We start from the raw sequence: 22,427 nt of genomic DNA on the forward strand, positions 1-22,427 counted from the left end.
GCCGAAAATGGGCGTTTCCCCGCGTGCGATACACGTCCGATCGTGACCGACTCCCGTTTTCGTCCCCGCGTGCCGCGCAGCAGCCGGCACGCGGCTCTGCGCCAGTTCGGCAACGGATGGGGCGCCACGATGTCGCCTGCCGGCGGCACGCTAGAGAGGCAGCCTCTCAACCCGCGTTATCTACTCGACGTGCGGCTGCGGACACGCGCGCCGGGCGGGCCGTTGCTGTCACCGCCCTGCGGCGTACCGGGGCCGCACGAACGCGATGTGATCCACTGCAGCACCAGCCGCCATCGCGCGGTGCGTGCCCAATCTGCAAGGAAGCCCTCATGAGCGACACCGCCCTCGCCACCCCGGTCGCACCATCGCCATTCGTCGATGGTCGCTCGCCGGCGGATTTCGCCGACAGCCCCGTGTCGCGCGTCCTCGCGCAGCCGCTGATGCTCGGGCTGTTCCTGCCGATCCAGGCCGGCGGCTGGAGCGCGTCGACGCTGCCGCGCACGACGGACTGGACGTTCGACTACAACGCCGACCTGGTCGCACGCGCGGAGGCGCTCGGTTTCGATCTCGTGTTCGCGTTGTCGCAGTGGCTGCCGAAAGGCGGCTACGGCGGCGTGTTCGACGGCCACGCGCTCGACTCGTTCATGACGCTGGCCGCGCTGACCGCGCGCACCGAACGGATCATCCTCGTCGCGACGAGCCACGTGCTCTACGGGCCGTGGCATCCGCTGCATTTCGCGAAATTCACCGCGACGCTCGATCACATCTCGCGCGGGCGCTGGGGCATCAACGTCGTGACCGGCCATCGCGCCGTCGAGCACGAGATGTTCGGCTGGAACCGGATCGAACACGACCGGCGCTACGAAATGGCCGCCGAGTTCCTCGATGCAGTTCAGCAGTTGTGGGCGCAACCGGACAATTTCAGCTACACGCCCCAACTGTCGAGCTGGCGGCTGGGCGGCGCATTCGTGACGCCGAAGCCCCGCTACGGCCGCCCGCTGCTGATCAACGCGACAGGCTCCGATGCGGGCATCGATTTCGCCGCACGCTATTCGGACATCGTGTTCGTCACGAGCCCGGCCGGCACGGATGCCGAGCGCGCGATCGATGCGCTGCCCGCGCATACCGCACGTGTGAAGGCCGCCGCCGCGGCGCGCGGCCGGGCGATCCGCACGCTGCTCAACCCGCTCGTGATCTGCCGCGAGACAGCGGCCGAAGCGCGTGCGTACCGCGACGCGATCGTCGCGCATGCGGACGAAGGCAGCTTCCACCGTTTCGACAGCGACGCGCATGCGTGGCGAGGTGGCATCGAGCAACGCTCGCAGGCCGACTCGCGCGCGATCGGCGGCAATATCTCGATCACCGGCTCGCCGGAAGAAGTCGCCGATACCATCGTGCGACTGCACCGCGCCGGCATCGACGGCATCCAGTTGAGCTTCTATGACTTCAAGCCCGATCTCGACTTCTTCGGCGAGCGTGTGCTGCCGCTGCTACGCGACGCCGGCCTGCGGCGCTGACGTCGGGCCGTGGATGCGCTGTCGCGCGTCGTCACGCTGATACCCGCCGGACCGGCACGGCCGCTTCAGAACACGCGGCCTTCGGTCAGGTGCGTCGTCACGCCGTTCAGCTCATAGTCGCCGATCACGCGCGCCTTGTGCAGCAGCGGGTTGTGGCTGAAGATCGTGCGCAGGTTGCGCCAGTGCCGGTCGAGGTTGTGTTCGCGCGCCGTCGCCGACGCGCCGCCGACTTCGAACAGCCGCTCCGCCGCATGCAGCGCCAGCTTGCTGACGATGAGCTGGGTGCGTGCCGTTGCGAGCGCGCTGTCGAGCACAAGGGCATGCGCATCGGCGTCGCCGGCTTCGATCGCGTCGGCGGAACGGTCGAGCGCCCGTGCGTTCTCGCGCACGAGCCCGTCGATCGCGTGGCTGTGCGCGGACAGCTCGCCGACGACCTGCTGGATGAAATGATCGTCGCGCGCGGTCGGCGCCGGGCTGTGCAGCACCGGGCGGCCGTGCGCGAGCACGTAGCGGCGCGCATCGGCAACCACGTTGCGCACGATGCCTGCGCCCGTCGCGACGAGATGCAGCTGCCGCAGCGCGCCGCAATGGCGGCCGACGAGCGTCGAGCCGTCGCGCGCGGCGACTTCATCCGCGAATACCTGCACGTCGTTCAGCAACAGGCTGCCGCTCGCGGTCATGCGCTGGCCCATGCCGTCCCAGTCGTCGAGCACCTGCACGCCGTCCCGCGCGACCGGAATGATCACGGCGACCGCGTCGCCCTGCTCGTTCTCCACGTTGATGCGCGCGAAATCGGCAAACGCTGTGCCGGTCGAATAATATTTGCGGCCCGTCAAGCGATAGTGATCGCCGTCCCGGCGCAGCACGGTGGTGTTCTCACCGGGACGCGACGTGCCGCGCTCGGTCGACGCGCCGCCGAAGATCGCGCCGGCCAGCGCGCGCTCGAGCTGCACGTCGTTGAACGGCGTGCGCGGCGACAGCCGCAGCGTCTCGATCTGGTCGTAGTGGATCCGCAGCGCGTGCGCGAGATTCGAATCGGCGGCAGCCAGCGTCGCGATCGTGTCGAACAGGTCGACCAGCGTGCCGCCGAGGCCACCGCGCTCTGCCGGAATCCGCAGCACGCCCAGTGTTGAGCGACGGAAGATCGCGAAACCGTCGAATGGCAGTTCGCGACGCGCCTCGCGTTGCGCGGCATCCTGCCCGATCGCATTCGCGAGATCGGGCAGCGCGGCAAGCGCGTCGCGCAACGCGTCGCGCGGATCGACGGCATCACGGGCAGTCATTCGGCAAGTCCTTGTTCGAGAAGATCGGGCGCTGCGTCGAGCGATCGCGGCATGTGCGAATCGCTGCCTGCGCAGCCTCGCAAAGTATAGGGACGCGCTTGAAGCGCGTGAAAAACCGATTTCAGCTTTTGTTATGCGTATGCAGGGAATGGTCGCGCACTATCGCACCCTTGCAGGATGCCTCGGCGCTGCACGGCCGCGCGTGTCCAACATGAACCCGGTCGATCGCCGCCGTCACGATGCGGGCGGCAGCCTGCGACCCTCGGTGAATCCGGATTCGGGTCAAGCCCGATCGCGGGGACCCGCACCGGCCGCATGCCCCTGTCGCTGCCGCTGGCCGTGCATGCCGCCATGAGCGCTTAGACGTCAACGGCGCGCCGCGAAGGCATCGATCCCGGTCAGCGCCGCGGACCACGCCCACAGACGCGCCGCCTCCTCCGGATCGATCGCATGCGGTCGCACGCCCGATTCCTCGTTACCCTGCGTGACAACCGCGATGTCGCAATCCTCGCAATAGACACCACCGATCCCGGCAAGACGCGGCGACGTTGCCGCCCAGACCTGGGTTGCCGCACCCTGGGCAGGCGTCTTGAAGGTCGGATCGATTGGCAGGCCGTGCTCGTCCACCCAGCCCTGCGCCATCATCTCTTCGCGTGTCAGATGGCGCTGCAGCGGTGTCGCGATCTTGCCCGGATGCAGCGAATAGGCGCGCACGCCATACGGGGCACCGAGCGCATCGAGCTGTACCGCGAACAGCGCGTTGGCGGTCTTCGACTGCCCGTACGCCAGCCATTTGTCATAGCCGTGCGCAAACTGGACGTCATCCCAGCGAATCTGGGAAAGCCGGTGCCCGAGCGACGACACCGCGACCACGCGGGCGCCGTCGCCCTGCGCGAGCACCGGCCACAGTCCGTTGACGAGCGCGTAATGGCCAAGATGATTGACGGCCATCTGCGCTTCCAGGCCATCGCCGACACGCGTCTCCGGGCACGCCATGACGCCCGCGCTGTTGATGACGATGTCCACGTCGCGACGCGCCTCGACGAACCGCGCCGCGAATGCGGCCACGCTCGCGAGATCGGCGAGGTCGAGCGCCGCGATCTCCACACCGGCGATGCCACGCGTTGCTTCGCGTGCGGCATCCGCATTCCGTGCGCCGACGATGACGGTCGCGCCAGCCTGAGCCAGCGCGCGCGTCGTTTCCAGGCCGAGACCCGAATGGCCGCCCGTGACGATCGCGGTCTTGCCGTGAAGATCGAGATCGACCAGTACGTCGCTTGCCGTCGATGCGGCGCCGAATCCGGCATGAAGGGGGTATTGCCTGCTCGTCATTGAAGGCTCCTGGAACGATGCGTGAAGCACGCGCCCGCCTGTCGGTCGCGTCACTGCACGAAATCATTCTCCGGCGATACCCCCGGACTGTGAATGCAATAGAATCCGGTTTTTCGTCGAGATCGTCCGGAGCTTGAGCGTGGATCCGCTTTCGGAAGTGCTGGCGCTGCTGGAAACGCGCGATTCGTATTTCACCGGCCTGAGCGCAGGCGGCGAGTGGGCGGTGGCCATTCCGCCGCCCGAGGGAATCAAGTTCAATGCGGTTGTCGAAGGAAGTTGCTGGCTGACCGTCGACGGCGCCGGACCGCCGATCCTGCTGCGCACGGGCGACTGTTTCCTGCTCGCATCGCCGCGGGCATTTGCGCTGGCGAGCGATCCATCGGTTCCGTCGGTGCCTGCCGCCGACGTGTACCGGAACGTCGAACGCGGTATCGCGCACTATGGCGAACCGGTGAGTTGCTTCCTGATCGGTGGCCGCTTCTCGTACGAGGAAGGCATGCCGCTGCTGCTGGGCAGCCTGCCGCCGGTGGTCATCGTAAGCGGCGACTCCGAGCAGGCGGCGGTGTTGCGCTGGGCGCTGCAGCGGCTCGCACATGAATTCGGCAAGCCGTCGCCGGGCGCGTCGTTGATGGTTCGACATCTCGGTCACATGATGCTGGTCGAGATCCTGCGGCGCTATGTGGACGACGGCGCGAACAGCGATGTCGGCTGGCTTGCCGGGTTCGCGGATGCCCGGGTCAGCACGGCCCTCGTCGCCATTCATGCGGAGCCCGCGCGACGCTGGACGGTCGACGAACTCGCGACCTGCTGCCACGTATCGCGTTCGACGTTCGCGCTGCATTTCAAGCGGCGGCTGGGATTCGGGCCGCTCGAGTACGTGCTGCGCTGGCGCGTGCAGCTCGCGATGCGGGAGCTACGACGCTCGAATGCGTCGATATCGGCGATCGCGCAGAGGCTGGGCTACGACTCGGATAGCGCGTTCGGACACGCGTTCAAGCGCATCGTGGGGTGTTCTCCCCGCGCGTATCGCCATGATTTTGCGAGCGAGTCGGGCGATTAGCGGGCCGTTAAAAACCCTGTCGGTCGGATACATGTCCGATCCAGCGTTTCGCGCCGAACAGTCGGAAATTTATGGATTGTTTGTCGCAGTGGCTTTCGTCAAGCATCACGACAACATCAGATCGAGAATCGATCGATATTGGAAGCGCGAGCAGACCGTTGGTCAACGGTCTGCTCGGAACGGATGTGCCGTCTAATGGAAAAATGGGCGGCCCTCGGAATAAGGTGCAATTAGAACAAAATCCCGTGCCGCCGATAACTGTCAACATTGACAGGGATTATTCCAATTCGAATGGCTACCGAGTCGACGACAGCACCGCTTCGCCGATCCTTTCCGTTTGGAGAGGGGAGAAGGATCGCTTACGCGTGACGCCATTTTGCCCATGTGGGCAGTTCACGCTCGGTGGCCGGATCATCCAGACGGATCCAGCTATAAAACGTGCCGGGCCATTCGGGAACGGGTAGCGGGGCCGCGCAGCGAATGTCCGCGAGGCCCGGCCGATAGGCCTGGGATGGCCAGAATAGCGGCATGATGCGGCGCGCTTCCATGCCTTGCCGCAATTCGGCCGGTCCGCCCGCGTCGGACACGATATCGCAGTGGAACGACCAGTCCGCTTCGTTCCAGGCGAGCAATACACTTGGCGCGCCGGCGGCATCGAACATCAGCACCGCGTCCTGATTGGGGCGCCAGTAGTATTCGACGATGCCTTCCCGCGCGGCCACCTCATCGATCAGTTTGACGACCCGTGGATCCCGGTAGGTCGCCCCCGCTTCATGCAGGCTGATGTGCCCGCGGGCCGCGCAGCACTTGCGTTTCGCGGTGTCCAGCGCGGTTGCCAGCTTGCGCGGCATCTCGACGTCGGTTTTCTTCAGATAGCAATCGATCAGTCCCGCATTGAACGCGGCCACCGCCTCGCGCTCGTCGGCGACGCCGGTGAGCAGGATTTTCGTGCAGTTCGCGTTGCGGATGGAGGTCAGAAACTGGATGCCGTCGACCTCCGGCATCGAATAGTCCACGACCACCGCGCCCACCGCCTCGAATCGGGCGGGATCGGCGAGCGCATCCTCGCCGATCGCATTCCCGCCGGTTTTCTCCGCACCGAAATAGTCCGCAGCCAGGGGCGGCATCTCCGTGTCACGCGACGACACGAAGTCGAGCGCCGCCTGGGGGTGCGTAAAAAAGCGGTTCAGGCGTTCGTCCGGAAATGCGCCCCGCAGCGCCTGCAGGAAATCCGGATTGTCGTCGACAAATACCACGGACACGGGAAAAAGCACCGGCTGCCTAACGAAGGGTTGCATAAGAGTCTCGATAAATCAGCAGAAGAAGATGCGGTATCGGAGACGAATTACCGCGAATGATTATCGCGGCAATTATCCGGCGAAAGTGGGACGCACATCAACTGTTCCTCATTTGCAAAACCGGAATGTTTCAATCTCGTCGCTCAGCAGAATTGCACGGGGAGAATCGGGCCATTCCTTCTCGTTGAAGGAATGCGCAGCTACCGCCAGTAGCGACTCAAGGAGTTATCCATGTTGACGCGAGACGCGATTCTTCACGTCCTTTCCAACGAAACGGCACATCAGTCCGAAAAAACCTTCCACCACGTGGTCGACATTTACCTCAAGGATTCCAATGCCTTCATGAATACCTATTTCGCACGCTACTTCGAATGGCAGGGCGTGTGCCGTGAACGCTGGTTTCACGAATGCATCCACAACAACCTGCTGGCGGCTGGCGGGGCGTTCGTGACGAAGCGCGCGCACCAGGAATACGTCCAGGAGACATTTCCGTTCCAACGTGTCGATTGCTTTCTCAACACGTTCGAGGTTCGGCAATGTTCGGCCTATCTGTTGTTTCGCTTCTACGTTGACGGACGCCAGGTGTCGCTGGGGTATCAGCAAATCGTGTTTGCCGGTTCGGACAAGCGGATCCGCCGGTTTCCGCCGGGCATCATCGAGCGGGTCAAGGCGTATGAACTGATCCTGCCGTCCGCCGCGAACTGAACGTGAGACCACCTTACCCGATGCGATAGCGCCGGGGGAGCGCCGGCGGATCGCGCAATGTGTCGTCCGCCGGCGCACCGGGCTCCGGCAGCCGAATCGTGAATGTGGTCCGGACGCCGGGGGCGGATTCACACGTGATGGTGCCGCCGAGCGCTTCACATACGCGGCGGCAAAAGCTCAAGCCCATGCCGGCGCCGCGACCGTGCGACTTGGTTGAGAAAAAGGCATCGAAGATCTGAGGAAGCACATCGGGGGGGATGCCCGGGCCCGTATCGCTGAAACGCACCACGCAGTAACCGTTGCTGCGATGAGCGTCGATCTCGATCTGCCCACGGCCGCTTGCGTGGATCGCGTACAGCGCGTTTTTCAGCAAATTGAAGATGACGAAGATCACGAGCGAATCGGATCCGAAAAACCGGATGTCCGGATCGATCGCGTCGACCGATACGCGGTCCCGCTCACCCGGACGGAACGGAAAGCGATCCACTGCGGCGTCGACACAGGCCCGTATCGGATAGGCCGCGAAGCTGTTGCGATCGAGTCGGTCCAGCGTAAAGGACGCCAGCGACATCTCGACCACCGTACTCGTGGTGTCGACCTGACGCCGGATCGACGACGCGAGCGTCGATAGCCGCTCCAGCTGTCCAGGATACAAATCGTCGGCGCACAACCGCTGCTCCACCGCTAGCCGATACCCGCACAGCAACACCGGCAGGACGTTGCGCAGTTCGTCCGCGTGCAGGCCGATCGCCGCCAGCGGCGTGGCCACTTCGTGCGCGACCGTCGCGGCCAGGAGATAAGGGCCCATCAGGCCATAGCGGACGATCGACATCGCGAGAATCCCGAGACTGATCGCGATGAACAGCACCCCCACCGGATAGAACTCGGCGCCGTAGTTCACCGCATAGTCGGTCGCCGCGAGCGAGTAGAGGCCCAGGCTGACGAGACATTGAGTGAGCAACTGCCGGACGTCGCGCGCCCGCCCCTGTCGTCTTGCCTCGATCAGGAGCCAACCGCTGCGGCCGACCAGGCATACCGTCTGCACGACGTGCAGCGGATGCAGTGGGCCCGCCTTGGGATACGGGCCGAAGAAATGCAGGCGGAATCCATCGACGACCGCATTGCTCGTGACCAGCAACACGGCCAGCAGGACGCAGAGCCCGTAGGACGCGAATATGATTGGCCGCTCGTCCCGACGCGACACGACCTCCGTCACGAAATGATAGAAGGTCGTCGGCAGAAAAAGGATGAACAGATAGCCTGCCTTGACCAACACGTTGGCGACGTCCGTGTCGGTCGTCTGGAACAGGAAGGCCCATGTTCCCTGCCAGACGAAGGTGGTCGCGCACATCAAGGCGAACGGAACGGATACCCGCGTGAGACCCTTGGTGGCCAGCACATAGAGGCCGAACCCGAGAAACAACGCAGAGACAAACGCGGGCAAGATCGAGTACATATGCGTGAATCCACCATGTTCACTGGTCGCGCACCACTGAACTGTCTTGGCCGGTGCCATTTGCGAGAGTAGCACGCCGCGGCAGGCGAGCGCGCGCGGCGGGTTTGCCCACGGGGCTTCTGCGCATCACGATTGTTGATCGCGCTGTGTCGAGTGCTGGGCAGCGTTGACCAAAATGAACTTGTCGCCGTTTGCGAAGCAAGGTTGGCACTTCGCCGGCCCGCATTGGCCGGAAGGTGCGAAATCCTCGTGAATTCATGAAGTTGCACGTCGCGGATTCACATCGTCATTGGCCGTGGTGTAGCGAAGATCCGTGTCAACTCCCCTTCCGTGCCGTTGCAGCGTTGGCGGACTCTGCCGCGCGTCGTGCGAAACCTGATTACATCACGCTGATGATCGCCTTTTAGTTTTTCAGGGCTTTTCAGTAATGTCGTGTTCTGGCTATTTACAGATGTCGTGCTTTTGACTGCCGGCATGCTGGCGGCGGTTCGAACTGCCGGAGCGCATCGTGGGCCAACCCGGACTGATCACCATGAGCATGCGGGAGCTGGATCGTCGGAAGATCGTGGTAGCCGTGATCGAGCCGCTTCTGATGCGTTGGCGAGCCGCCGAGCGACTCGGGATCAGCCGACGGCGGGATGCGCTGCCGGCCCACCGCGCACGAAGCGTCGACCGGTTGCTGGCCGGCCGAAAATCGCGATCTGGCCGTTTTCCGCAGGATGGCGCCGTTGTGTGTCCGGTTCCGGCAATTTTCTGGCGCTCGCCAGCGGACGAAATTGCCCGGTTTATTGACCCGAACGGCAAACGTGTACAGTGGGTGCACTCCCGGAAGACGCCGCATCGATCGTTTTCTCGCCCCCCGGGCTCCCCACGCATACGCAAAGAAGATCCGCCATGCTGACTGCTTCCTTGCCGATCGAGCCGACCCTGCTTCGGCGATATCGTTATTTCGAATCCGACGACCTCGACGACACGCGCGAACGCATTGCCGCGGTACTGCAGCCGCATCGGCTCACGCCGGGCAGTTCGCGCGGCGGCTATTCGGCGTACATGGATCATGTCCGGATCGACAGCGTCGGATTCGGCACCATCGGCTATGCCGGCACCATGAGCGTCGATGCCGGCGAAATCGAGGATTACTACCTGGCCATCCTCAGTCTCGGCGGCTACGCGGACCTGAACGTCGGCGGCCGGCGCACGATCGCCGGGCCGACCCAGGGCGTGATCGTCGGGCCGGCCACCCGGTTCGGCGGCACGTTTTCACGCGACTGCGAGCAGTTCTTCGTGCGCATCGACAGGCGCGCGATCCTCGCGCATACGGGCCACGACCATCTGCAGATCGAGCCCACGCTCGACCTGACGCGGCCGGAACTGCAGCCGTGGCTCGCGCAACTGCGCGTGATGGCGTCCTCGCCGGAGACCGTCGCGCTGGCCCAGCGCGACCGCCGCATCGCGCTCGAATTCGAACGGCTCGTCATCTCGCTGCTGCTCGCCGGCCAGCCGCATCACTGCCAGACGCGGCCCGGCGGGACCGCGCTCGTGCCGCACACGGTCAAGCGCGCGGAGGCCTACATCGTCGAGCACGCGTGCGAGCCCATCACGCTGGCCGATATCGCGATGGCGGCCGGCGTGCCGGTACGCACGCTGCTCGACGGCTTCCAGCGCTTCTCGCACGGCAGTCCGATGCAACTCGTGCGCGAGCGGCGTCTCGAACGTGCGCGCGACCAGTTGCTGCATGCGCGCGAGGCTGAGCGCGTCGCGGACGTCGCGCTCGGCTGCGGCTTCGCGAATCTCGGCCGCTTCGCGATCCTGTACCGCGAAACGTTCGGGGAATCGCCGTCGGATACGCTGCGCCGCGCGCGCCGCTCCGCCGGCTGAGCACGAAATTCTGCGCACGCCGGACAGGCGCTGCGCTCGGTGGATATTCGCGGCCGATTCGTCCACATACAGTCGATCCGTCCGAATTCGACGGAGCCGCTGGATGTCCCTGCTCAGAATCCGCGTCGCGCGCATCGAGGCGCTGACGCCCGCAATCCGACGATTGCATCTCGTCGCCTCGAACGGCGCGCCGCTGCCCGGGTTTGACGCCGGCGCGCACATCGGCGTGCACGTGCCGCTCTCCCCTCGCCCGCCGCGGCGCGCGTATTCGCTCGTAAACGCCGGCGCCGGCGCCGCCTGCGTCGACCACTATGAAATCGCCGTGCTGCGCGAAGCCGCCGGAAGCGGCGGCTCGCAATGGATGCACGCGTGCGTGCCCGGCGACGAATTCGATGTCGATCCGCCCAGAAACGATTTCCCGCTCGCCACGACCGCACAGCGGCATCTGCTGATCGCGGGCGGCATCGGCATCACGCCGATCCTGTCGATGGCGCGCGAACTCACGCGCGCCGGGCGTGCATTCACGTTGCACTACGCCGCGCGCGATGCCGAGTCGATGGCCTATCGGGACGAAGTGGCCGCACTGCCCGATGCGACCTGTTGGTTCGACAACGGCGACCCGGCGCGCGGCATGCCGCTGGCGGACACGATCGGCGCACCCGAGCCCGGCACGCATCTGTACGTGTGCGGTCCGACGGGACTCATCGAGGCGACGCTCGCCGTGGCCCGGCGTCTCGGCTGGCGCGACGATGCGCTGCACAGCGAGCGTTTTGCGGCGTCCGTCCCGTCGGGCAGCGATGCGCCGCTCGAAGTTCGGCTCGCGACGTCGGGGCGCGTGCTGAACGTGCCGGCCGGCGCGTCGATTCTCGATGCGTTGATCGAAGCAGGGCTCGACCCGCTCTACGACTGCCGGCGCGGCGACTGCGGCGTCTGCACGGTCCGGCTGCTCGACGGCGAGCCCGATCATCGCGACATCTGCCTCACCGACGAGGAGCACGCAGGCGGTTCGTTCTGCCCGTGCGTGTCGCGCGCGAAAAGCGCGGGCCTCGTCCTCGATCTTTAAGCCCGTCCCTATCGTCCCTCTCCGAGCAAGGAAACCGCATGAGCCTGACTAACGAGACCCTCGCGGGCCTGGTCCGCCCCGACAGCGTGCACAAGCGCCTCTATACCGATCCCGAGATCTTCGCGCTGGAAATGGAACGGATCTACGGCCAGGCGTGGATCTACGTCGGCCACGAAAGCCAGGTGAAGGCCCCCGGCGACTATCACACAACGCGCATCGGCGATCAGGACGTCGTGATGGTGCGCGGCACGGACGGCGCGGTGCACGTCGTCTACAACCGGTGTCCGCACAAGGGTGCGAAGATCGTGCCGGACGGCGACGGCTCCGTCGGAAGATTCTTCCGGTGTCCGTACCATGCGTGGACGTTCCGACACGATGGCACGCACCTTTCGGCGCCACTGCGCAACGGGTTGCAGAACACGTGTTTCGATCCGAAGCATCCGGATTTCTCGATGCGACGCGTCGCGCGCGTGGACCGCTATCGCGGCTTCGTGTTTGCCAGCCAAAGCGCCGAAGGGCCCGATCTCCGGACGTTCCTGAACGGCGTCGTCTCGTCGATCGACAATCTGTGCGATCGCTCGCCCGTGGGCGAGGTCGAGGTCACGGGCGGTGTGTTCCGCGTGCTGCAGCGCTCGAACTGGAAATTGTTCTACGAAAACCTGCATGACACGATGCACGCGCCGGTCACGCACGAATCGTCGGTAGTGGCGGCCCGGGAAAAGGCCGCGGAGATGAGCACGATGCCGTTCGAGCTGCTCGTCATGGACGGCAACGGCGAGCCCTACGCGTTCTGGGAAAAGCTCGAACTGCGCGCCTATGCGTACGGCCACGGCTATATGGAAGGGATTTTCGATCCGGCGGCCGCCGAGCGCGACCCTGTGTCGACCGCACATTTCGCGGTGCTCGCCGACGCCTACGGCGACGAACGCGCGCGCCGGATTCTCGGCATGAACCGCCACAACACCGTCATCTACGGCAGCGGTTCCCCGCATACCGTATTCCAGCAGTTTCGCGTGATCCGGCCAATTGCAGTGGACAAGACGCTCGTCGAAATCCAGTTGTTCCGGCTGAAGGGCGCACCCGACGCCGTGTTCGAGCGTGCGCTGACCTACGCGAACGTGATCAATTCGCCGTCGTCGAACGTGATGCCCGATGACGTCGAGGTCTACGCGCGCTGCCAGGAAGGCAACCAGACCCACGGTGGCGAATGGGTGAGCATGCATCGCTATGCGGGTACCGATCGCGCCACGGAAGACGGCTTCGTGTCGATCAACGGCACCAGCGAACTGCCGATGCGCAACCAGTTCGCCGCGTGGAAGCGCTTCATGGTTGATGAAACCACGCTCCCCGCCAGCACTGTCGAAGGAGCTGCATGATGCTGCACGACCCGGCTTTCGATGTGTCGACCGTGGTGGTCGCCCCCGCCACCCGTGATGCCACGCTGCTGGCGCACGCGGCGCAATTCCTGTTTCGCGAGGCGCGGCTGCTCGATACGCGCGCGTTCGCCCCGTGGCTCGACCTGTGGACGCCCGACGGCATGTACTGGCTGCCGCACGAACCGGGCCAGGCCAGCCCGCACGACCATATTTCGCTGTTCTGGGAGGATGCGACGCTGCGCGAGGTGCGGGCGGGCCGCGTGACGAACCTGCGCAACTGGTCGCAGCAGCCGACGACCCGCACCGCGCGCATCGTCGGCAACGTGATCGTCGACGGCCGCGACGCGGCCGGCCGGCTGATTGTCCACTCGACGCTGATCGTCCACGAATGGCGGCTCGGGCAGCGCGCGCTGGCGGGGCTCGTCACGCACAAGCTCGACACGAGCGGCGACGACTGGAAGATCTATCTGAAGCGCGTTGACCTCGTCAATTCGACCGACGCGCTCGCCAACCTGGAGGTGTTCGTGTGAACGCCGCGCCACTGTCGGGAACGCTGGCGCGAACGGCCGTGATCGCGCTGCACTACCAGAACGACGTGCTCGATCCGCACGGCAAGATCCGCGTGGGCTTCGACGTGGATCAGCCCGAGCGCGCGGCCGTGCTCGATGCGGCCCGTGCGCTGCTGGCCGGCGCGCGCGGGTACGGCTTGCCGATCGTCCATGTCCGCATCGCATTTCGCGACGACTATGCGGACCTGCCACGCAACGCGCCGATCTTCGTGCGTACCGCCGAGCTCGGCGCGGTGCGCGACGGCAGTTGGGGCGCCCGCTTCCATCCGACGCTCGATCCCGATCCGGCGCGCGCGCTCGACTACGTCGTGCATCACAGGTGCACGAGCGGCTTCATCGGCACGCCGCTCGAACAGATACTCGCGGCACACGATGTGCGTCACGTGATCGTCGCGGGCGTCGCGACGCATTCGACCGTCGAAATGACCGCGCGTCACGCAGCCGATCTCGGCTACCGCGTGACCGTCGCGGCCGACGCGTGCGCATGCGCGGACCGCCGGCAGCACGACGCGTCGCTCGAATCGATGCGATTGATCGCAACCATTTCCACCGTCGCCGAACTGTTCGGCACGGACTCGCAAACGGAGGGCGAATGAGCACGACACCTACCCCGGAAGCACGGTTGCGCGATCGGTCGCGCAACGCGGCCGCGCGCCTCGAAGGCAAGGTTGCGATCATCACCGGCGCGACGCAAGGGCTCGGCGCCGACATCGCGCGCAGTCTCGCGGAAGAAGGCGCTTGCGTGCTGATCGCCGGGCTCGATGCCGACGCGGGCCATGCTCTGGCGGCTTCGATCGGTGCGTCGGCGCGTTTTGCGCCCACCGACGTCACCGACGACGCGCAGCTCGAACGTGCGATCGCGACGGCCATTGCCGCCTTCGGCGGCCTTGACCTCATCGTGAACAACGCGTGCAGCTACGACGACGCCGGCCTCGCGTCGACCCGGGAACAATGGGCACGCCTGCTCGACGTGAATCTCGTGTCGGCGGCGATCCTGGCGCAGAAGGCCGCGCCGCACCTGCGGCGCGGCGGCGTCGTAGTCAATCTCGGCAGCGTCGGCGGAAAGTTCGGCGCGGCCGGCCGCGCGCTGTATCCGGCGTCGAAGGCTGCGCTGCTGCAACTGACGCGCAATCTCGCAGTCGATCTCGCGCCGCGCGGGCTGCGGGCGGTCAGCGTATCGCCGGCCTGGACGTGGTCGCCGTCGCTCGAGCACCTCGCCGGCGGTTCGGTCGAGCGGGCGGATCGCGTCGGCCGGCCGCTGCATCCGCTCGGCCGCGTTGGCCGCGGCGACGAGGTCGGACGCGTGGTGGCGTTTCTTTGTTCGGACGACGCATCGTGGGTCACCGGTGTCGACGTGCCCGTCGACGGCGGCTTCTCGATGCTCGGGCCGGATCAGGGTGTGTCGCCGCGCGAGTGGTTCGGGCGGCAGCCTCCGCAATAGCGCGCGGTGCGAATCCGCAGTGTCCTCACCCTACTCCATCGGGAATCCATCCATGACGAAGCAAATCAGAATCGGCAGCGGCGACGCAGCGTTCGACGCCTATCTCGCGCTGCCGGAAGCCGGCAACGGCCCGGCCATCGTGCTGCTGCAGGAAATTTTCGGCGTAAATGCCGAGATGCGTGAAGTCGCCGACCTGTATGCGGCGGAGGGATACGTCGTGATCGCGCCGGACCTGTTCCACCAGTTCGCGCCGAACATCGAGCTGGGTTACGGCGATGACGATCATGCGAAGGCCTTCGACTATTACCAGCGCTTCGATGTGGCACGTGCCGTCGTCGATATACGCGCAACCGTCGATTATGCCCGCGCGCTGCCCGAATCGACCGGCAAGGTCGGCGTGCTCGGCTTCTGCCTCGGCGGCAAGCTCGCGTATCTCGCCGCTGCGCGGTGCGGCGTCGACTGTGCGGTCGGCTATTACGGTGTAGGCATCGAGCAGTCGCTCGATCTCGTGGAGCGCATCGCGTGCCCGATAGCGCTGCATTTCGGCGGCACCGATACGCTCAATCCACCCGAAACCGTGACTGCGATACGTGCGGCGCTCGACAGTAAGCCGAACGTCAAGCTGTACGAATATGCGGGCGCCGGCCATGCGTTCAGCCGTAGCGGCCCGACCTTCGTCAAGACGGCCGCGATGTCCGCGCACACGCGCAGTCTCGCGGTATTCCGCAAGGCGCTCGGGCCCGACTACGATCTCGGCGCGCTCGCCGATCATCATTTCCATCTGGAGTTCGCCGCGCGCGACCCGGAGGAAACGATGCAGACGATGGTACCCGAGCCCTACGTGAACCACGTGCCGACAATGACAGGGGGCACCGGCTACACGGAGCTCAAGCGTTTCTACACGCATCACTTCATCCACAACAACCCGGCCGACATGGCGATGGTGCCGATCTCGCGGGTGGTCGGCGTCGATCGCATGGTGGACGAGTTCATCCTGACGTTCACGCACGACCGGGAAATCGACTGGCTGTTGCCGGGCGTGGCGCCGACCGGCAAGCACGTGGAGATCCCGATGATCGTCGTCGTTGCGTTTCGCGGGCCGAAGCTTTACAACGAGCATATCTACTGGGATCAGGCGAGCGTGCTCGTGCAGCTCGGGCTGCTCGATCCGCAGGGGCTGCCGGTCTCGGGCATCGAGGCCGCGCGCAAGCTGCTCGATGAAGCGCTGCCGTCGAACGCGCTGATGGCGCGCTGGCGCGAGAGCGAACCGGCGCGATAGGAGTGCGCGCCGGCGACGGCCCTCCCCCTCGCCCCCTCCGGACTGGCGGCCCCGCCTGGCGCGCGATGATCGGCACTCGGGCCGGTGCGCGTTGCCGCCTTCCCGACAGAGGCCGATCCACGGCACCACCGTTGACAATGGTGCACGCAATGCGGCGTCAATCGCAATCCGGCCACGCGATGCGGCCGACGACGCCGCGTCGCGGTGCCAGTGGAAGGACGATCAGGCGTTCTACGAAGTCGCTCTGGACGAGGACATCTTCGTGGCGACGCAGGCGGGCCTGCGCGATCCGAACGGAACCGGTTTCGGGTTCGGCGCGTTCGATGCGGCCGGCGACCTGCTCGGCCTCGCGCACACGCATTGTCACCACGCTCGCTGGACGACCTGTTTCCGTTGGCTATCGTGCGCGGGCGCGGTGTCGGTCTCGATCGCCTCAGGCACGAAGCGCGTGAGGCGGTCGACTCCCCCTCGCTGACTCTGCCCAGACGCGTTTTGGATTTTGGAAGCGATTGATTTCGAAATTAAATCACCCTACTTGGATAAGTATTCTTATCACAATAGCTCTATTGAAGATTCAAACTCGCATTTGCGCGAACGCCCCGCATGCAACGGGGCGTCCGTCGTTCAGCGCCCGATCGGCAGCCCGGTCGGCTCGATCCAGCCCAGCTTGTAAGCGATCAGCAGCGACAGGAACAGCGTGACCGACAGCCCGACGCGCGCCGCGAGCGACCACGCCATCCGCTTGGACTTGCCGCGATCGTGATTCATGAAATACAGCGCGAAGATCAGGCTCGCGATGATCATCGCGAATGCCACGGAAACCAGCAGAGTTTTCATTGGTGATGCCCTTGAAGATCGGAATCGGCCTGAATCAGTTCGGCCAGTTTTTGCCGCTCGTCGGCGAGCTCGCCGACGCCCGACGCCGGCCAGTCCAGCGCGACGCCATTGCCCAGCGAATCGCGCACGAGCGCCTGGTAGCGCCGGTCGTTGATCCGGCCGTGGTCCATCGTTTCCGAGATCTCGCGCCGGAACGGCAGCGGGAAACTCGCGTACGCGCGCGACAGCGCCGCATATTGTCTCGCATCGATCTCTTTCGACGATGGTATGACAGTCCAGATCACCACAGCCACGATGGCCGTGAACGGGATCGCCGTGTAGCGAAGAATGAACTTGATCGGGGTCATGAAACGGTGGGCAGAAGTGATCGCGAAGGCGGGCGGCGCGGCCATGCGGCGGCGGAGCCGCAGTCCGGCCGCGCTGGATGACATTGTACTGAAAGCCCTATTCGACTAACAGAGTATGATAATGGCATTATCATGTTCGTCACATGATTCGAGACGCCCGGCACCAGTGAGCAGGCGGCGTGCCCGCCCTGCCGCCCGGTGCCGGTCTTCACGTCCGCGCCCGCGATCCGCGGCGATCGAGCGAAGCCCCTAGCCCCTAGTCCCTATGCCAGCGCAGTACTTTCGAAACCTGACGGGAAAACACCGCAGCGCGACCGCAAACCGTCAGCTCGGGTTTTCGCTGGCGTTCGTCGCCGGCGCGGCCAATGCGGGCGGCTTTCTCGCGGTCAAGCAATACACGTCGCACATGAGCGGCATCGTGTCGGCGATCGCCGACCAGACGGCGCTCGGCGACCTGCGGCTCGCACTGGCCGGCATCAGTTCGCTGGGGTCGTTCCTGATCGGCGCCAGTTGCTCGGCGATCCTCGTCAACTGGGGCCGCCGCCGCGGCCTGCACAGCCAGTTCATGCTGCCGCTGCTGGTCGAGGCCGCACTGCTGCTCCTGTTCGGGCTGCTCGGCAGCCACCTCGCGCTGTGGGAGACCTTCTTCGTACCCGTGACCGTGACGCTGCTGTGCTTCATCATGGGGTTGCAGAACGCGACGATCACGAAGCTGTCGGGCGCCGAGATCCGCACGACGCACATGACCGGCATCGTGACCGACCTCGGCATCGAGCTCGGGAAGCTGTTCTACTGGAACCGGTCGGCAGCCGACGTCGACGCGCATGCAGTGGTCGCCAACCGCTCGAAACTGCGGATTCACGCGACGATGCTCACGTCGTTCTTCATCGGCGGCCTGGCCGGCGCGATCGGCTTCAAGCATGTCGGCTACGTGTCGACCGTGCCACTTGCCGCGGTACTCGTCACGCTTGCGATCGTGCCGGTGATCGACGACCTGCTCGCGCTGCTTCGCAGCAGGCGCTGATCGCGCACCACGAAAGCGTTTTCGGCGATGGCGCCGAAGGCGATCGATTATAATTTGATTAACATACCGACCACCCTCGCCCCGCAATGGAAACGAAAACCGCCCGCCTGACCGTCCTGATCGACCCCGCGAAAAAGGAAGCTTTCGAGATGCTCTGCGCGGAGCAGGATCTCACGCCTTCGCAAGTCGTGCGGCAACTGATCCGCGAGTATCTCGACCGCCACGGCGTGACGTACAAGACCAAGAGCGCGCTCGGCAAGCGCATGAAGTAATCGCAACCGTACGGGCCGCGCCGGCGCCGCTGCCTACCTGGCGTTGACGCCGCCGATTTCCCATCGCCCGTGCGGCTGCGCGCACATCACCAGCCGTTGCGGGTCAACGCTCTCCCCGGCCTTCATGCGCCTCGCCGTGGCCGCCAGCTTGAGCTCGCCGGCCCGCGCACACGCGAGTGCGCGCTCGAGCAGGATGCGCAACGACGGCAGCCGGTTGCCGCCCTTCCATGCGAACGCGATGAAGTTGTTGTCGTCGCCGCACGGCACCAACGTATATGACGCACCGAACACCGAGCGCAACTGCTCGAGATGCGCCGGCAGCGCCGGATCGTCGTCCATGAAGTTGATGGCCAGCACGCCGGTTTCGCTCAGGCGCTCGTGACATGCAGCGAGGAATGTGGCGCCCGCACAGCGGCCCCGCATGCCGTCGGCGACGAACGCGTCGTGCAGGATAACGTCCGTTCTGACATCCGCCCTTTCCAGATGATCCGCGCCGTCGGCGCACACCACCCTGAACCGGCCGTCATCAGCGGGAATCCTGAAAACGTCACGCAGCGCGATCACGTCCGGGTTGATCTCGACCGCGTCGATCGCCGAGCCGGGCAAGTGCCGGTAGCAGTACTTCGCCAGCGAACCGCCGCCGAGCCCGAGCATGCAGATGTGCGCGGGCTCGGGCTGCAGCAGCAGAAAACCCATCATCACGCGCGTATAGCCGAGCTCGAGCCGGCCCGGATCCCGGAGCGACATGAAGCTCTGCGTGCCGAAATGGTCGAAGTGCAGCGACAGCGCGTGCTGCGTCTCGAGCACGAACGGCCGGCCGTCGTTCAGCGGCGTCGCCAGGAATCTGATGAACGCGTCGTAGGAAATTCGATCCTCGGCCATGAACGGGAAGTCGATTGCTGACGGTCGATTGGAGCGCGCGCGCTCAGACTTTCTTCAGGTAGCAGGCCTTCAGCATGAAGCCGCCCATGTCGGTCTTGCAGTCGACCTCGTGATCGCCGCCGACGAGCCGGATGCTCTTGACCTTGGTGCCCATCTTAAGCGTGATCGACGAGCCCTTCACACGCAAGTCCTTGATCAGCACGACCGAGTCGCCATCCGACAGCACGTTGCCGTTGGCGTCCTTGACGACGTCGCCCGCCGGTTCGTCGCCCGTTTCGGTGCCGGCGCCGGCCGACCATTCATGGCCGCAGTCCGCGCATACGGTCAGCGTGCCGTCCGGGTAAGTGTTTTCCATCGCGCATTGCGGGCAGGCGGGGGCGGCGTTCATTGCAGCTTCCATTCAGGGGGAGTTGAGTCGTCGATAAAAATGCCGGGCGCGCTGGCAGCGTCGCCCGGCCGGCCTGCAGGTTCCCGCCGACGGGTCGGCGGGCCGCCTTCGGCGCACACAACATTATAATGTAATACACATCGCTTGAACGCTGTATTATAATCAGCGTTTTCGCGCCGTTCGCCGGACTTGCGGCCCGTTTCGCCGAGAATGCCGGCACATCCACGCAGGATGGCACACCCCGGCTGCGCTGCCGGCTTCCCCGAGTCGTGCGGTAAAGCACGTTTCACGCGTGCCTGGCGCACCGCCGGCCCGGCGCCGCACACCGATTCCGACGTTCCGTCCAGAGGCTCTCCGACATCGTGGCAACCGTTGTGTACGTTGAAATCGGCCCCGCGTGGAACCGCAACCGAGGCTACGCCGCACGAGAAGCCGCCGCCGACGCGGCGCGCGGCTTCGAAAGCGACATCCTGCTGATTGCAAACGGAATCAGCAGCGATGCGAAGGACAGCGCCGCCGTCGCGGCGCTGCAGGTGCACGGCGGCACGTCCGCGCAAGTGCTGGCCACCGGCCCCGACGAGGAGGCCGCACTGCAGGCGCTGCTGCCTGTGCTTCAGGCGCGCTGACCCGCGCACCGCCCGATGTCACGGCATCCCGCCCACCCCGAATCCCCTTTTCATGAGGAAGCGATGAGCGACAACTTCACGTCCCACACCCCGAACCTGTCGGCCTCCGCCATCTGGGCGCTCGAGCGCCTCGCCGATGTCCGCTACGGGCGCGACGCGCCGGCGCTCGGCTGGTCGATCGCGCGTGAGCTCGTCAGCGCGGGCTTCGTCAGCCATTCCGCACACGGCCGCTCCGGTGCGTCGATCACGGCCGAAGGGCGCACCTTCCTGAAAAGCCGGAAGTAGATCGCCGGCGGCGGCAAATCAGCTTGATCCTTTTGAGCATCACATTGGCGATTTTGAGTCTTATGAGGATCGTTCTGCGCTTCTAAAGTGGAGTCACCCCGAACGAACGGGCGTCAACTTTCCGATCAAGGAGCCAGTCATGAGCCGCATCGCCATCCCCGCCATCGAAACTGCCACCGGCGCAACCGCCGACGTGTACGCACAAGTCCGCAAGGTCGCCGGCGGCACCGTCCCCAACCTGTTCGCCGCCGTCGGCCACCTCGCGCCGAACGCGCTCGCGGCTGTGCTCAATGCCGAAGGCGTGCTCGCCGGCGGCACGCTGAGCAAGCAGGATCTCGAAACGATCAAGCTGCTCGTCAGCGCCGACACCGGGTGTGACTACTGCGTCGCCGCGCACACCCTGCTCGGCAAGATGACCGGCCTGTCGGCCGATGCGCTGCGCGCGATCCGTTCTCGCGAGCCGAACACCGGCGACGCGAAGCGCGACGCGCTGATCCGCTTCGTGCTGAACCTGCAACGGACGAGCGGCACGATCACGGACGACGAATTCGCGGCGATCCGCGAAGCCGGCTACACGGACACGCAACTCGCGGAAATCTCGCTCACGATCGCGCTGACGATCTTCACCAACACGTTCAACCGCATCAACGACACGGTCGTCGATTTCCCGCCTGTGAAGTAAATCCCGCGGCAATGCCGGCAGTCGGCGCGACATGCGGTCCCGCTGCCCGCCGGCGTCCGTGTTTCGAGCGCGCCCGTCGCCGGCCTCGTTGCCGCGACGGGCGTTCCGCATGGATCACGGCCGCAGACCCGCTCGGGAGGATCGGTAGGCGATACGCGCTGGCGGCTGCCGCGCTGTTCATCGCGTTGGACAATCGTAGCGATGAGGCCGGCATCGAACCATGCATCGACGTCGGGCAGATCGATATGTGTTGCGTGGAACCGGCGCGGGCGCCGTCTTCGCACTTACTCCGCGTCGCCGGCCTGGCCGTCATCCGATGCAGTTGGGTCGCGCGGGCCGCCGAGCGATTGGCGCCGCCAGTCTCCGGGCGTCATGCCCGCCCAGCGCGTGAACACGCGGCGAAACGCGGCCACCGACTGATACCCGACGTCGGCCGACACGGCCTCCGCGCTGGCCGATGGCTGGCGCAGCGCATTCGCGGCGAGGCTCATCCGGATGTCCATCAGCAGGTCCGCGGCCGAGTGCCCGAGTGTCGACTGGAAATGACGCATGAAGGTCGCGCGCGACATGCTGCACAGTGCGGCCAGTTCGGGCAGCGTCCATGGCTTCGCCGGATCGTCGAGCATCGCGACGATCGCGGCCGCGAGGCGCGGCTGGCCGGCCAGTGCCAGCAAGCCGGTCGGTGCCTGCCCCGATTCGCTGATCGCGCGCAGCGCGAGCGCGAACAGCGCCGCCGACAGCGCGTTCAGGATCGCGAGGCCGCCGAGCTGCTGCTCGAGCGATTCCGCGCGCATCAATTCGACGAGGGCGGTCAGCCGCGCGGTGGC

The 22,427-nt window shown here is 65.6% G+C and carries 25 protein-coding genes; 15 read left to right on the forward strand and 10 right to left on the reverse strand.

Going from position 1 to position 22,427, the window contains the following annotated elements; all coding sequences use genetic code 11:
* Positions 1-329: 329 nt before the first annotated feature.
* Positions 330-1,517, forward strand: a complete 1,188-nt coding sequence (locus tag G3O00_RS00470) for an LLM class flavin-dependent oxidoreductase (RefSeq protein WP_206141652.1) — start codon at positions 330-332, stop codon at positions 1,515-1,517.
* Positions 1,518-1,582: 65 nt separating this feature from the next.
* On the opposite strand, the gene G3O00_RS00475 is transcribed toward G3O00_RS00470, so the two are convergent.
* Positions 1,583-2,800, reverse strand: coding sequence for an acyl-CoA dehydrogenase family protein (locus G3O00_RS00475; protein WP_206141653.1), 1,218 nt, complete (start codon positions 2,798-2,800; stop codon positions 1,583-1,585).
* Between the two features lie 366 nt (positions 2,801-3,166).
* Positions 3,167-4,132, reverse strand: coding sequence for an SDR family NAD(P)-dependent oxidoreductase (locus G3O00_RS00480; RefSeq protein WP_206141654.1), 966 nt, complete (start codon positions 4,130-4,132; stop codon positions 3,167-3,169).
* A 139-nt stretch (positions 4,133-4,271) separates the two neighbouring features.
* Between G3O00_RS00480 and G3O00_RS00485 the strand changes: the two genes are divergently transcribed.
* A complete protein-coding gene (locus G3O00_RS00485) occupies positions 4,272-5,192 on the forward strand; it encodes an AraC family transcriptional regulator (RefSeq protein WP_206141655.1) in 921 nt (306 codons plus the stop codon).
* Positions 5,193-5,551: 359 nt separating this feature from the next.
* Here G3O00_RS00485 and G3O00_RS00490 read toward each other — a convergent pair whose 3' ends face one another.
* Positions 5,552-6,490 (reverse strand): response regulator, encoded by a 939-nt coding sequence (locus G3O00_RS00490; RefSeq protein WP_206141656.1) that lies wholly within the window; start codon positions 6,488-6,490, stop codon positions 5,552-5,554.
* A gap of 231 nt (positions 6,491-6,721) precedes the next feature.
* Between G3O00_RS00490 and G3O00_RS00495 the strand changes: the two genes are divergently transcribed.
* Complete coding sequence (locus G3O00_RS00495) at positions 6,722-7,195, forward strand: thioesterase family protein (RefSeq protein ID WP_011349765.1); 474 nt, start codon at positions 6,722-6,724, stop codon at positions 7,193-7,195.
* Positions 7,196-7,208: 13 nt separating this feature from the next.
* Here the strand turns inward: G3O00_RS00495 and G3O00_RS00500 are convergent, their stop codons facing one another.
* Positions 7,209-8,651 carry a sensor histidine kinase gene (locus tag G3O00_RS00500; protein WP_206141657.1) on the reverse strand — a complete coding sequence of 481 codons (1,443 nt, stop codon included), beginning with the start codon at positions 8,649-8,651 and terminating at the stop codon, positions 7,209-7,211.
* Positions 8,652-9,545: 894 nt separating this feature from the next.
* On the opposite strand from G3O00_RS00500, the gene andR reads away from it, so the two are divergent.
* From andR to G3O00_RS00535, 7 genes are all read left to right on the forward strand, one after another.
* A complete protein-coding gene (andR, locus tag G3O00_RS00505; RefSeq protein WP_206141658.1) occupies positions 9,546-10,529 on the forward strand; it encodes an anthranilate 1,2-dioxygenase regulatory protein AndR in 984 nt (327 codons plus the stop codon).
* 103 nt (positions 10,530-10,632) lie between these two features.
* Positions 10,633-11,592, forward strand: coding sequence for a PDR/VanB family oxidoreductase (locus G3O00_RS00510; protein ID WP_206141659.1), 960 nt, complete (start codon positions 10,633-10,635; stop codon positions 11,590-11,592).
* 38 nt (positions 11,593-11,630) lie between these two features.
* Complete coding sequence (locus tag G3O00_RS00515; RefSeq protein WP_206141660.1) at positions 11,631-12,968, forward strand: Rieske 2Fe-2S domain-containing protein; 1,338 nt, start codon at positions 11,631-11,633, stop codon at positions 12,966-12,968.
* Positions 12,968-13,498, forward strand: coding sequence for an aromatic-ring-hydroxylating dioxygenase subunit beta (locus G3O00_RS00520; RefSeq protein WP_206141671.1), 531 nt, complete (start codon positions 12,968-12,970; stop codon positions 13,496-13,498). The genes G3O00_RS00515 and G3O00_RS00520 overlap by 1 nt, the downstream gene beginning before the upstream one ends.
* Complete coding sequence (locus tag G3O00_RS00525) at positions 13,495-14,133, forward strand: cysteine hydrolase (RefSeq protein WP_206141661.1); 639 nt, start codon at positions 13,495-13,497, stop codon at positions 14,131-14,133. The genes G3O00_RS00520 and G3O00_RS00525 overlap by 4 nt, the downstream gene beginning before the upstream one ends.
* Entirely contained in the window at positions 14,130-14,978 is an 849-nt protein-coding gene (locus tag G3O00_RS00530) for an SDR family oxidoreductase (protein WP_206141662.1), read from the forward strand. The genes G3O00_RS00525 and G3O00_RS00530 overlap by 4 nt, the downstream gene beginning before the upstream one ends.
* Before the next feature lie 52 nt (positions 14,979-15,030).
* Positions 15,031-16,257, forward strand: coding sequence for a dienelactone hydrolase family protein (locus G3O00_RS00535; RefSeq protein ID WP_206141663.1), 1,227 nt, complete (start codon positions 15,031-15,033; stop codon positions 16,255-16,257).
* 157 nt (positions 16,258-16,414) lie between these two features.
* Here G3O00_RS00535 and G3O00_RS00540 read toward each other — a convergent pair whose 3' ends face one another.
* From G3O00_RS00540 to G3O00_RS00550, 3 genes are all read right to left on the reverse strand, one after another.
* The gene (locus tag G3O00_RS00540; RefSeq protein WP_206141664.1) at positions 16,415-16,618 is read right to left on the reverse strand and encodes a hypothetical protein; all 204 of its coding nucleotides are present in this window, start codon (positions 16,616-16,618) and stop codon (positions 16,415-16,417) included.
* A 263-nt stretch (positions 16,619-16,881) separates the two neighbouring features.
* Positions 16,882-17,094: a twin transmembrane helix small protein gene (locus tag G3O00_RS00545; protein WP_006489184.1), complete on the reverse strand. Its 213-nt coding sequence runs from the start codon at positions 17,092-17,094 to the stop codon at positions 16,882-16,884.
* On the reverse strand, positions 17,091-17,441 hold the full coding sequence (locus tag G3O00_RS00550; RefSeq protein ID WP_041492597.1) for a hypothetical protein: 351 nt from the start codon (positions 17,439-17,441) through the stop codon (positions 17,091-17,093). The genes G3O00_RS00545 and G3O00_RS00550 overlap by 4 nt, the downstream gene beginning before the upstream one ends.
* A gap of 265 nt (positions 17,442-17,706) precedes the next feature.
* Here G3O00_RS00550 and G3O00_RS00555 point away from each other — a divergent pair, with 265 nt between their 5' ends.
* Both G3O00_RS00555 and G3O00_RS00560 read left to right on the forward strand, forming a co-directional pair.
* The gene (locus tag G3O00_RS00555) at positions 17,707-18,465 is read left to right on the forward strand and encodes a YoaK family protein (protein ID WP_206141665.1); all 759 of its coding nucleotides are present in this window, start codon (positions 17,707-17,709) and stop codon (positions 18,463-18,465) included.
* 86 nt (positions 18,466-18,551) lie between these two features.
* A complete protein-coding gene (locus G3O00_RS00560; RefSeq protein ID WP_011349753.1) occupies positions 18,552-18,737 on the forward strand; it encodes a ribbon-helix-helix protein, CopG family in 186 nt (61 codons plus the stop codon).
* Positions 18,738-18,770: 33 nt separating this feature from the next.
* Here G3O00_RS00560 and G3O00_RS00565 read toward each other — a convergent pair whose 3' ends face one another.
* Together G3O00_RS00565 and G3O00_RS00570 are read right to left on the reverse strand one after the other, a co-directional pair.
* On the reverse strand, positions 18,771-19,619 hold the full coding sequence (locus G3O00_RS00565) for a spermidine synthase (RefSeq protein ID WP_174930178.1): 849 nt from the start codon (positions 19,617-19,619) through the stop codon (positions 18,771-18,773).
* Between the two features lie 43 nt (positions 19,620-19,662).
* Positions 19,663-20,007 carry a zinc ribbon domain-containing protein YjdM gene (locus G3O00_RS00570; protein ID WP_041492596.1) on the reverse strand — a complete coding sequence of 115 codons (345 nt, stop codon included), beginning with the start codon at positions 20,005-20,007 and terminating at the stop codon, positions 19,663-19,665.
* 362 nt (positions 20,008-20,369) lie between these two features.
* Between G3O00_RS00570 and G3O00_RS00575 the strand changes: the two genes are divergently transcribed.
* From G3O00_RS00575 to G3O00_RS00585, 3 genes are all read left to right on the forward strand, one after another.
* Positions 20,370-20,633: an HPr family phosphocarrier protein gene (locus tag G3O00_RS00575; protein ID WP_174930177.1), complete on the forward strand. Its 264-nt coding sequence runs from the start codon at positions 20,370-20,372 to the stop codon at positions 20,631-20,633.
* 63 nt (positions 20,634-20,696) lie between these two features.
* Entirely contained in the window at positions 20,697-20,918 is a 222-nt protein-coding gene (locus G3O00_RS00580; RefSeq protein ID WP_011349748.1) for a hypothetical protein, read from the forward strand.
* A gap of 139 nt (positions 20,919-21,057) precedes the next feature.
* Positions 21,058-21,600 (forward strand): carboxymuconolactone decarboxylase family protein, encoded by a 543-nt coding sequence (locus G3O00_RS00585; protein WP_206141666.1) that lies wholly within the window; start codon positions 21,058-21,060, stop codon positions 21,598-21,600.
* 284 nt (positions 21,601-21,884) lie between these two features.
* Here G3O00_RS00585 and G3O00_RS00590 read toward each other — a convergent pair.
* Positions 21,885-22,427 (reverse strand): AraC family transcriptional regulator (locus tag G3O00_RS00590; protein WP_206141667.1); only part of this gene is annotated, 543 nt, incomplete at its 5' end.

The organism is Burkholderia sp. Ac-20384, assembly GCF_017104605.1.
GTDB classification, from domain to species: Bacteria; Pseudomonadota; Gammaproteobacteria; order Burkholderiales; family Burkholderiaceae; genus Burkholderia; species Burkholderia lata.

Bases quoted from the DNA above. Each gene is read 5' to 3' on its own strand.
- G3O00_RS00470 (WP_206141652.1), top strand. From the start codon at position 330: ATGAGCGACACCGCCCTCGCCACCCCGGTCGCACCATCGCCATTCGTC.
- G3O00_RS00475 (WP_206141653.1), bottom strand. From the start codon at position 2,800: ATGACTGCCCGTGATGCCGTCGATCCGCGCGACGCGTTGCGCGACGCG.
- G3O00_RS00480 (WP_206141654.1), bottom strand. From the start codon at position 4,132: ATGACGAGCAGGCAATACCCCCTTCATGCCGGATTCGGCGCCGCATCG.
- G3O00_RS00490 (WP_206141656.1), bottom strand. From the start codon at position 6,490: ATGCAACCCTTCGTTAGGCAGCCGGTGCTTTTTCCCGTGTCCGTGGTA.
- G3O00_RS00495 (WP_011349765.1), top strand. From the start codon at position 6,722: ATGTTGACGCGAGACGCGATTCTTCACGTCCTTTCCAACGAAACGGCA.
- G3O00_RS00500 (WP_206141657.1), bottom strand. From the start codon at position 8,651: ATGTACTCGATCTTGCCCGCGTTTGTCTCTGCGTTGTTTCTCGGGTTC.
- andR (WP_206141658.1), top strand. From the start codon at position 9,546: ATGCTGACTGCTTCCTTGCCGATCGAGCCGACCCTGCTTCGGCGATAT.
- G3O00_RS00510 (WP_206141659.1), top strand. From the start codon at position 10,633: ATGTCCCTGCTCAGAATCCGCGTCGCGCGCATCGAGGCGCTGACGCCC.
- G3O00_RS00515 (WP_206141660.1), top strand. From the start codon at position 11,631: ATGAGCCTGACTAACGAGACCCTCGCGGGCCTGGTCCGCCCCGACAGC.
- G3O00_RS00520 (WP_206141671.1), top strand. From the start codon at position 12,968: ATGCTGCACGACCCGGCTTTCGATGTGTCGACCGTGGTGGTCGCCCCC.
- G3O00_RS00530 (WP_206141662.1), top strand. From the start codon at position 14,130: ATGAGCACGACACCTACCCCGGAAGCACGGTTGCGCGATCGGTCGCGC.
- G3O00_RS00535 (WP_206141663.1), top strand. From the start codon at position 15,031: ATGACGAAGCAAATCAGAATCGGCAGCGGCGACGCAGCGTTCGACGCC.
- G3O00_RS00540 (WP_206141664.1), bottom strand. From the start codon at position 16,618: ATGCGTGTGCGCGAGGCCGAGCAGGTCGCCGGCCGCATCGAACGCGCC.
- G3O00_RS00545 (WP_006489184.1), bottom strand. From the start codon at position 17,094: ATGAAAACTCTGCTGGTTTCCGTGGCATTCGCGATGATCATCGCGAGC.
- G3O00_RS00550 (WP_041492597.1), bottom strand. From the start codon at position 17,441: ATGACCCCGATCAAGTTCATTCTTCGCTACACGGCGATCCCGTTCACG.
- G3O00_RS00555 (WP_206141665.1), top strand. From the start codon at position 17,707: ATGCCAGCGCAGTACTTTCGAAACCTGACGGGAAAACACCGCAGCGCG.
- G3O00_RS00560 (WP_011349753.1), top strand. From the start codon at position 18,552: ATGGAAACGAAAACCGCCCGCCTGACCGTCCTGATCGACCCCGCGAAA.
- G3O00_RS00565 (WP_174930178.1), bottom strand. From the start codon at position 19,619: ATGGCCGAGGATCGAATTTCCTACGACGCGTTCATCAGATTCCTGGCG.
- G3O00_RS00570 (WP_041492596.1), bottom strand. From the start codon at position 20,007: ATGAACGCCGCCCCCGCCTGCCCGCAATGCGCGATGGAAAACACTTAC.
- G3O00_RS00580 (WP_011349748.1), top strand. From the start codon at position 20,697: ATGAGCGACAACTTCACGTCCCACACCCCGAACCTGTCGGCCTCCGCC.
- G3O00_RS00585 (WP_206141666.1), top strand. From the start codon at position 21,058: ATGAGCCGCATCGCCATCCCCGCCATCGAAACTGCCACCGGCGCAACC.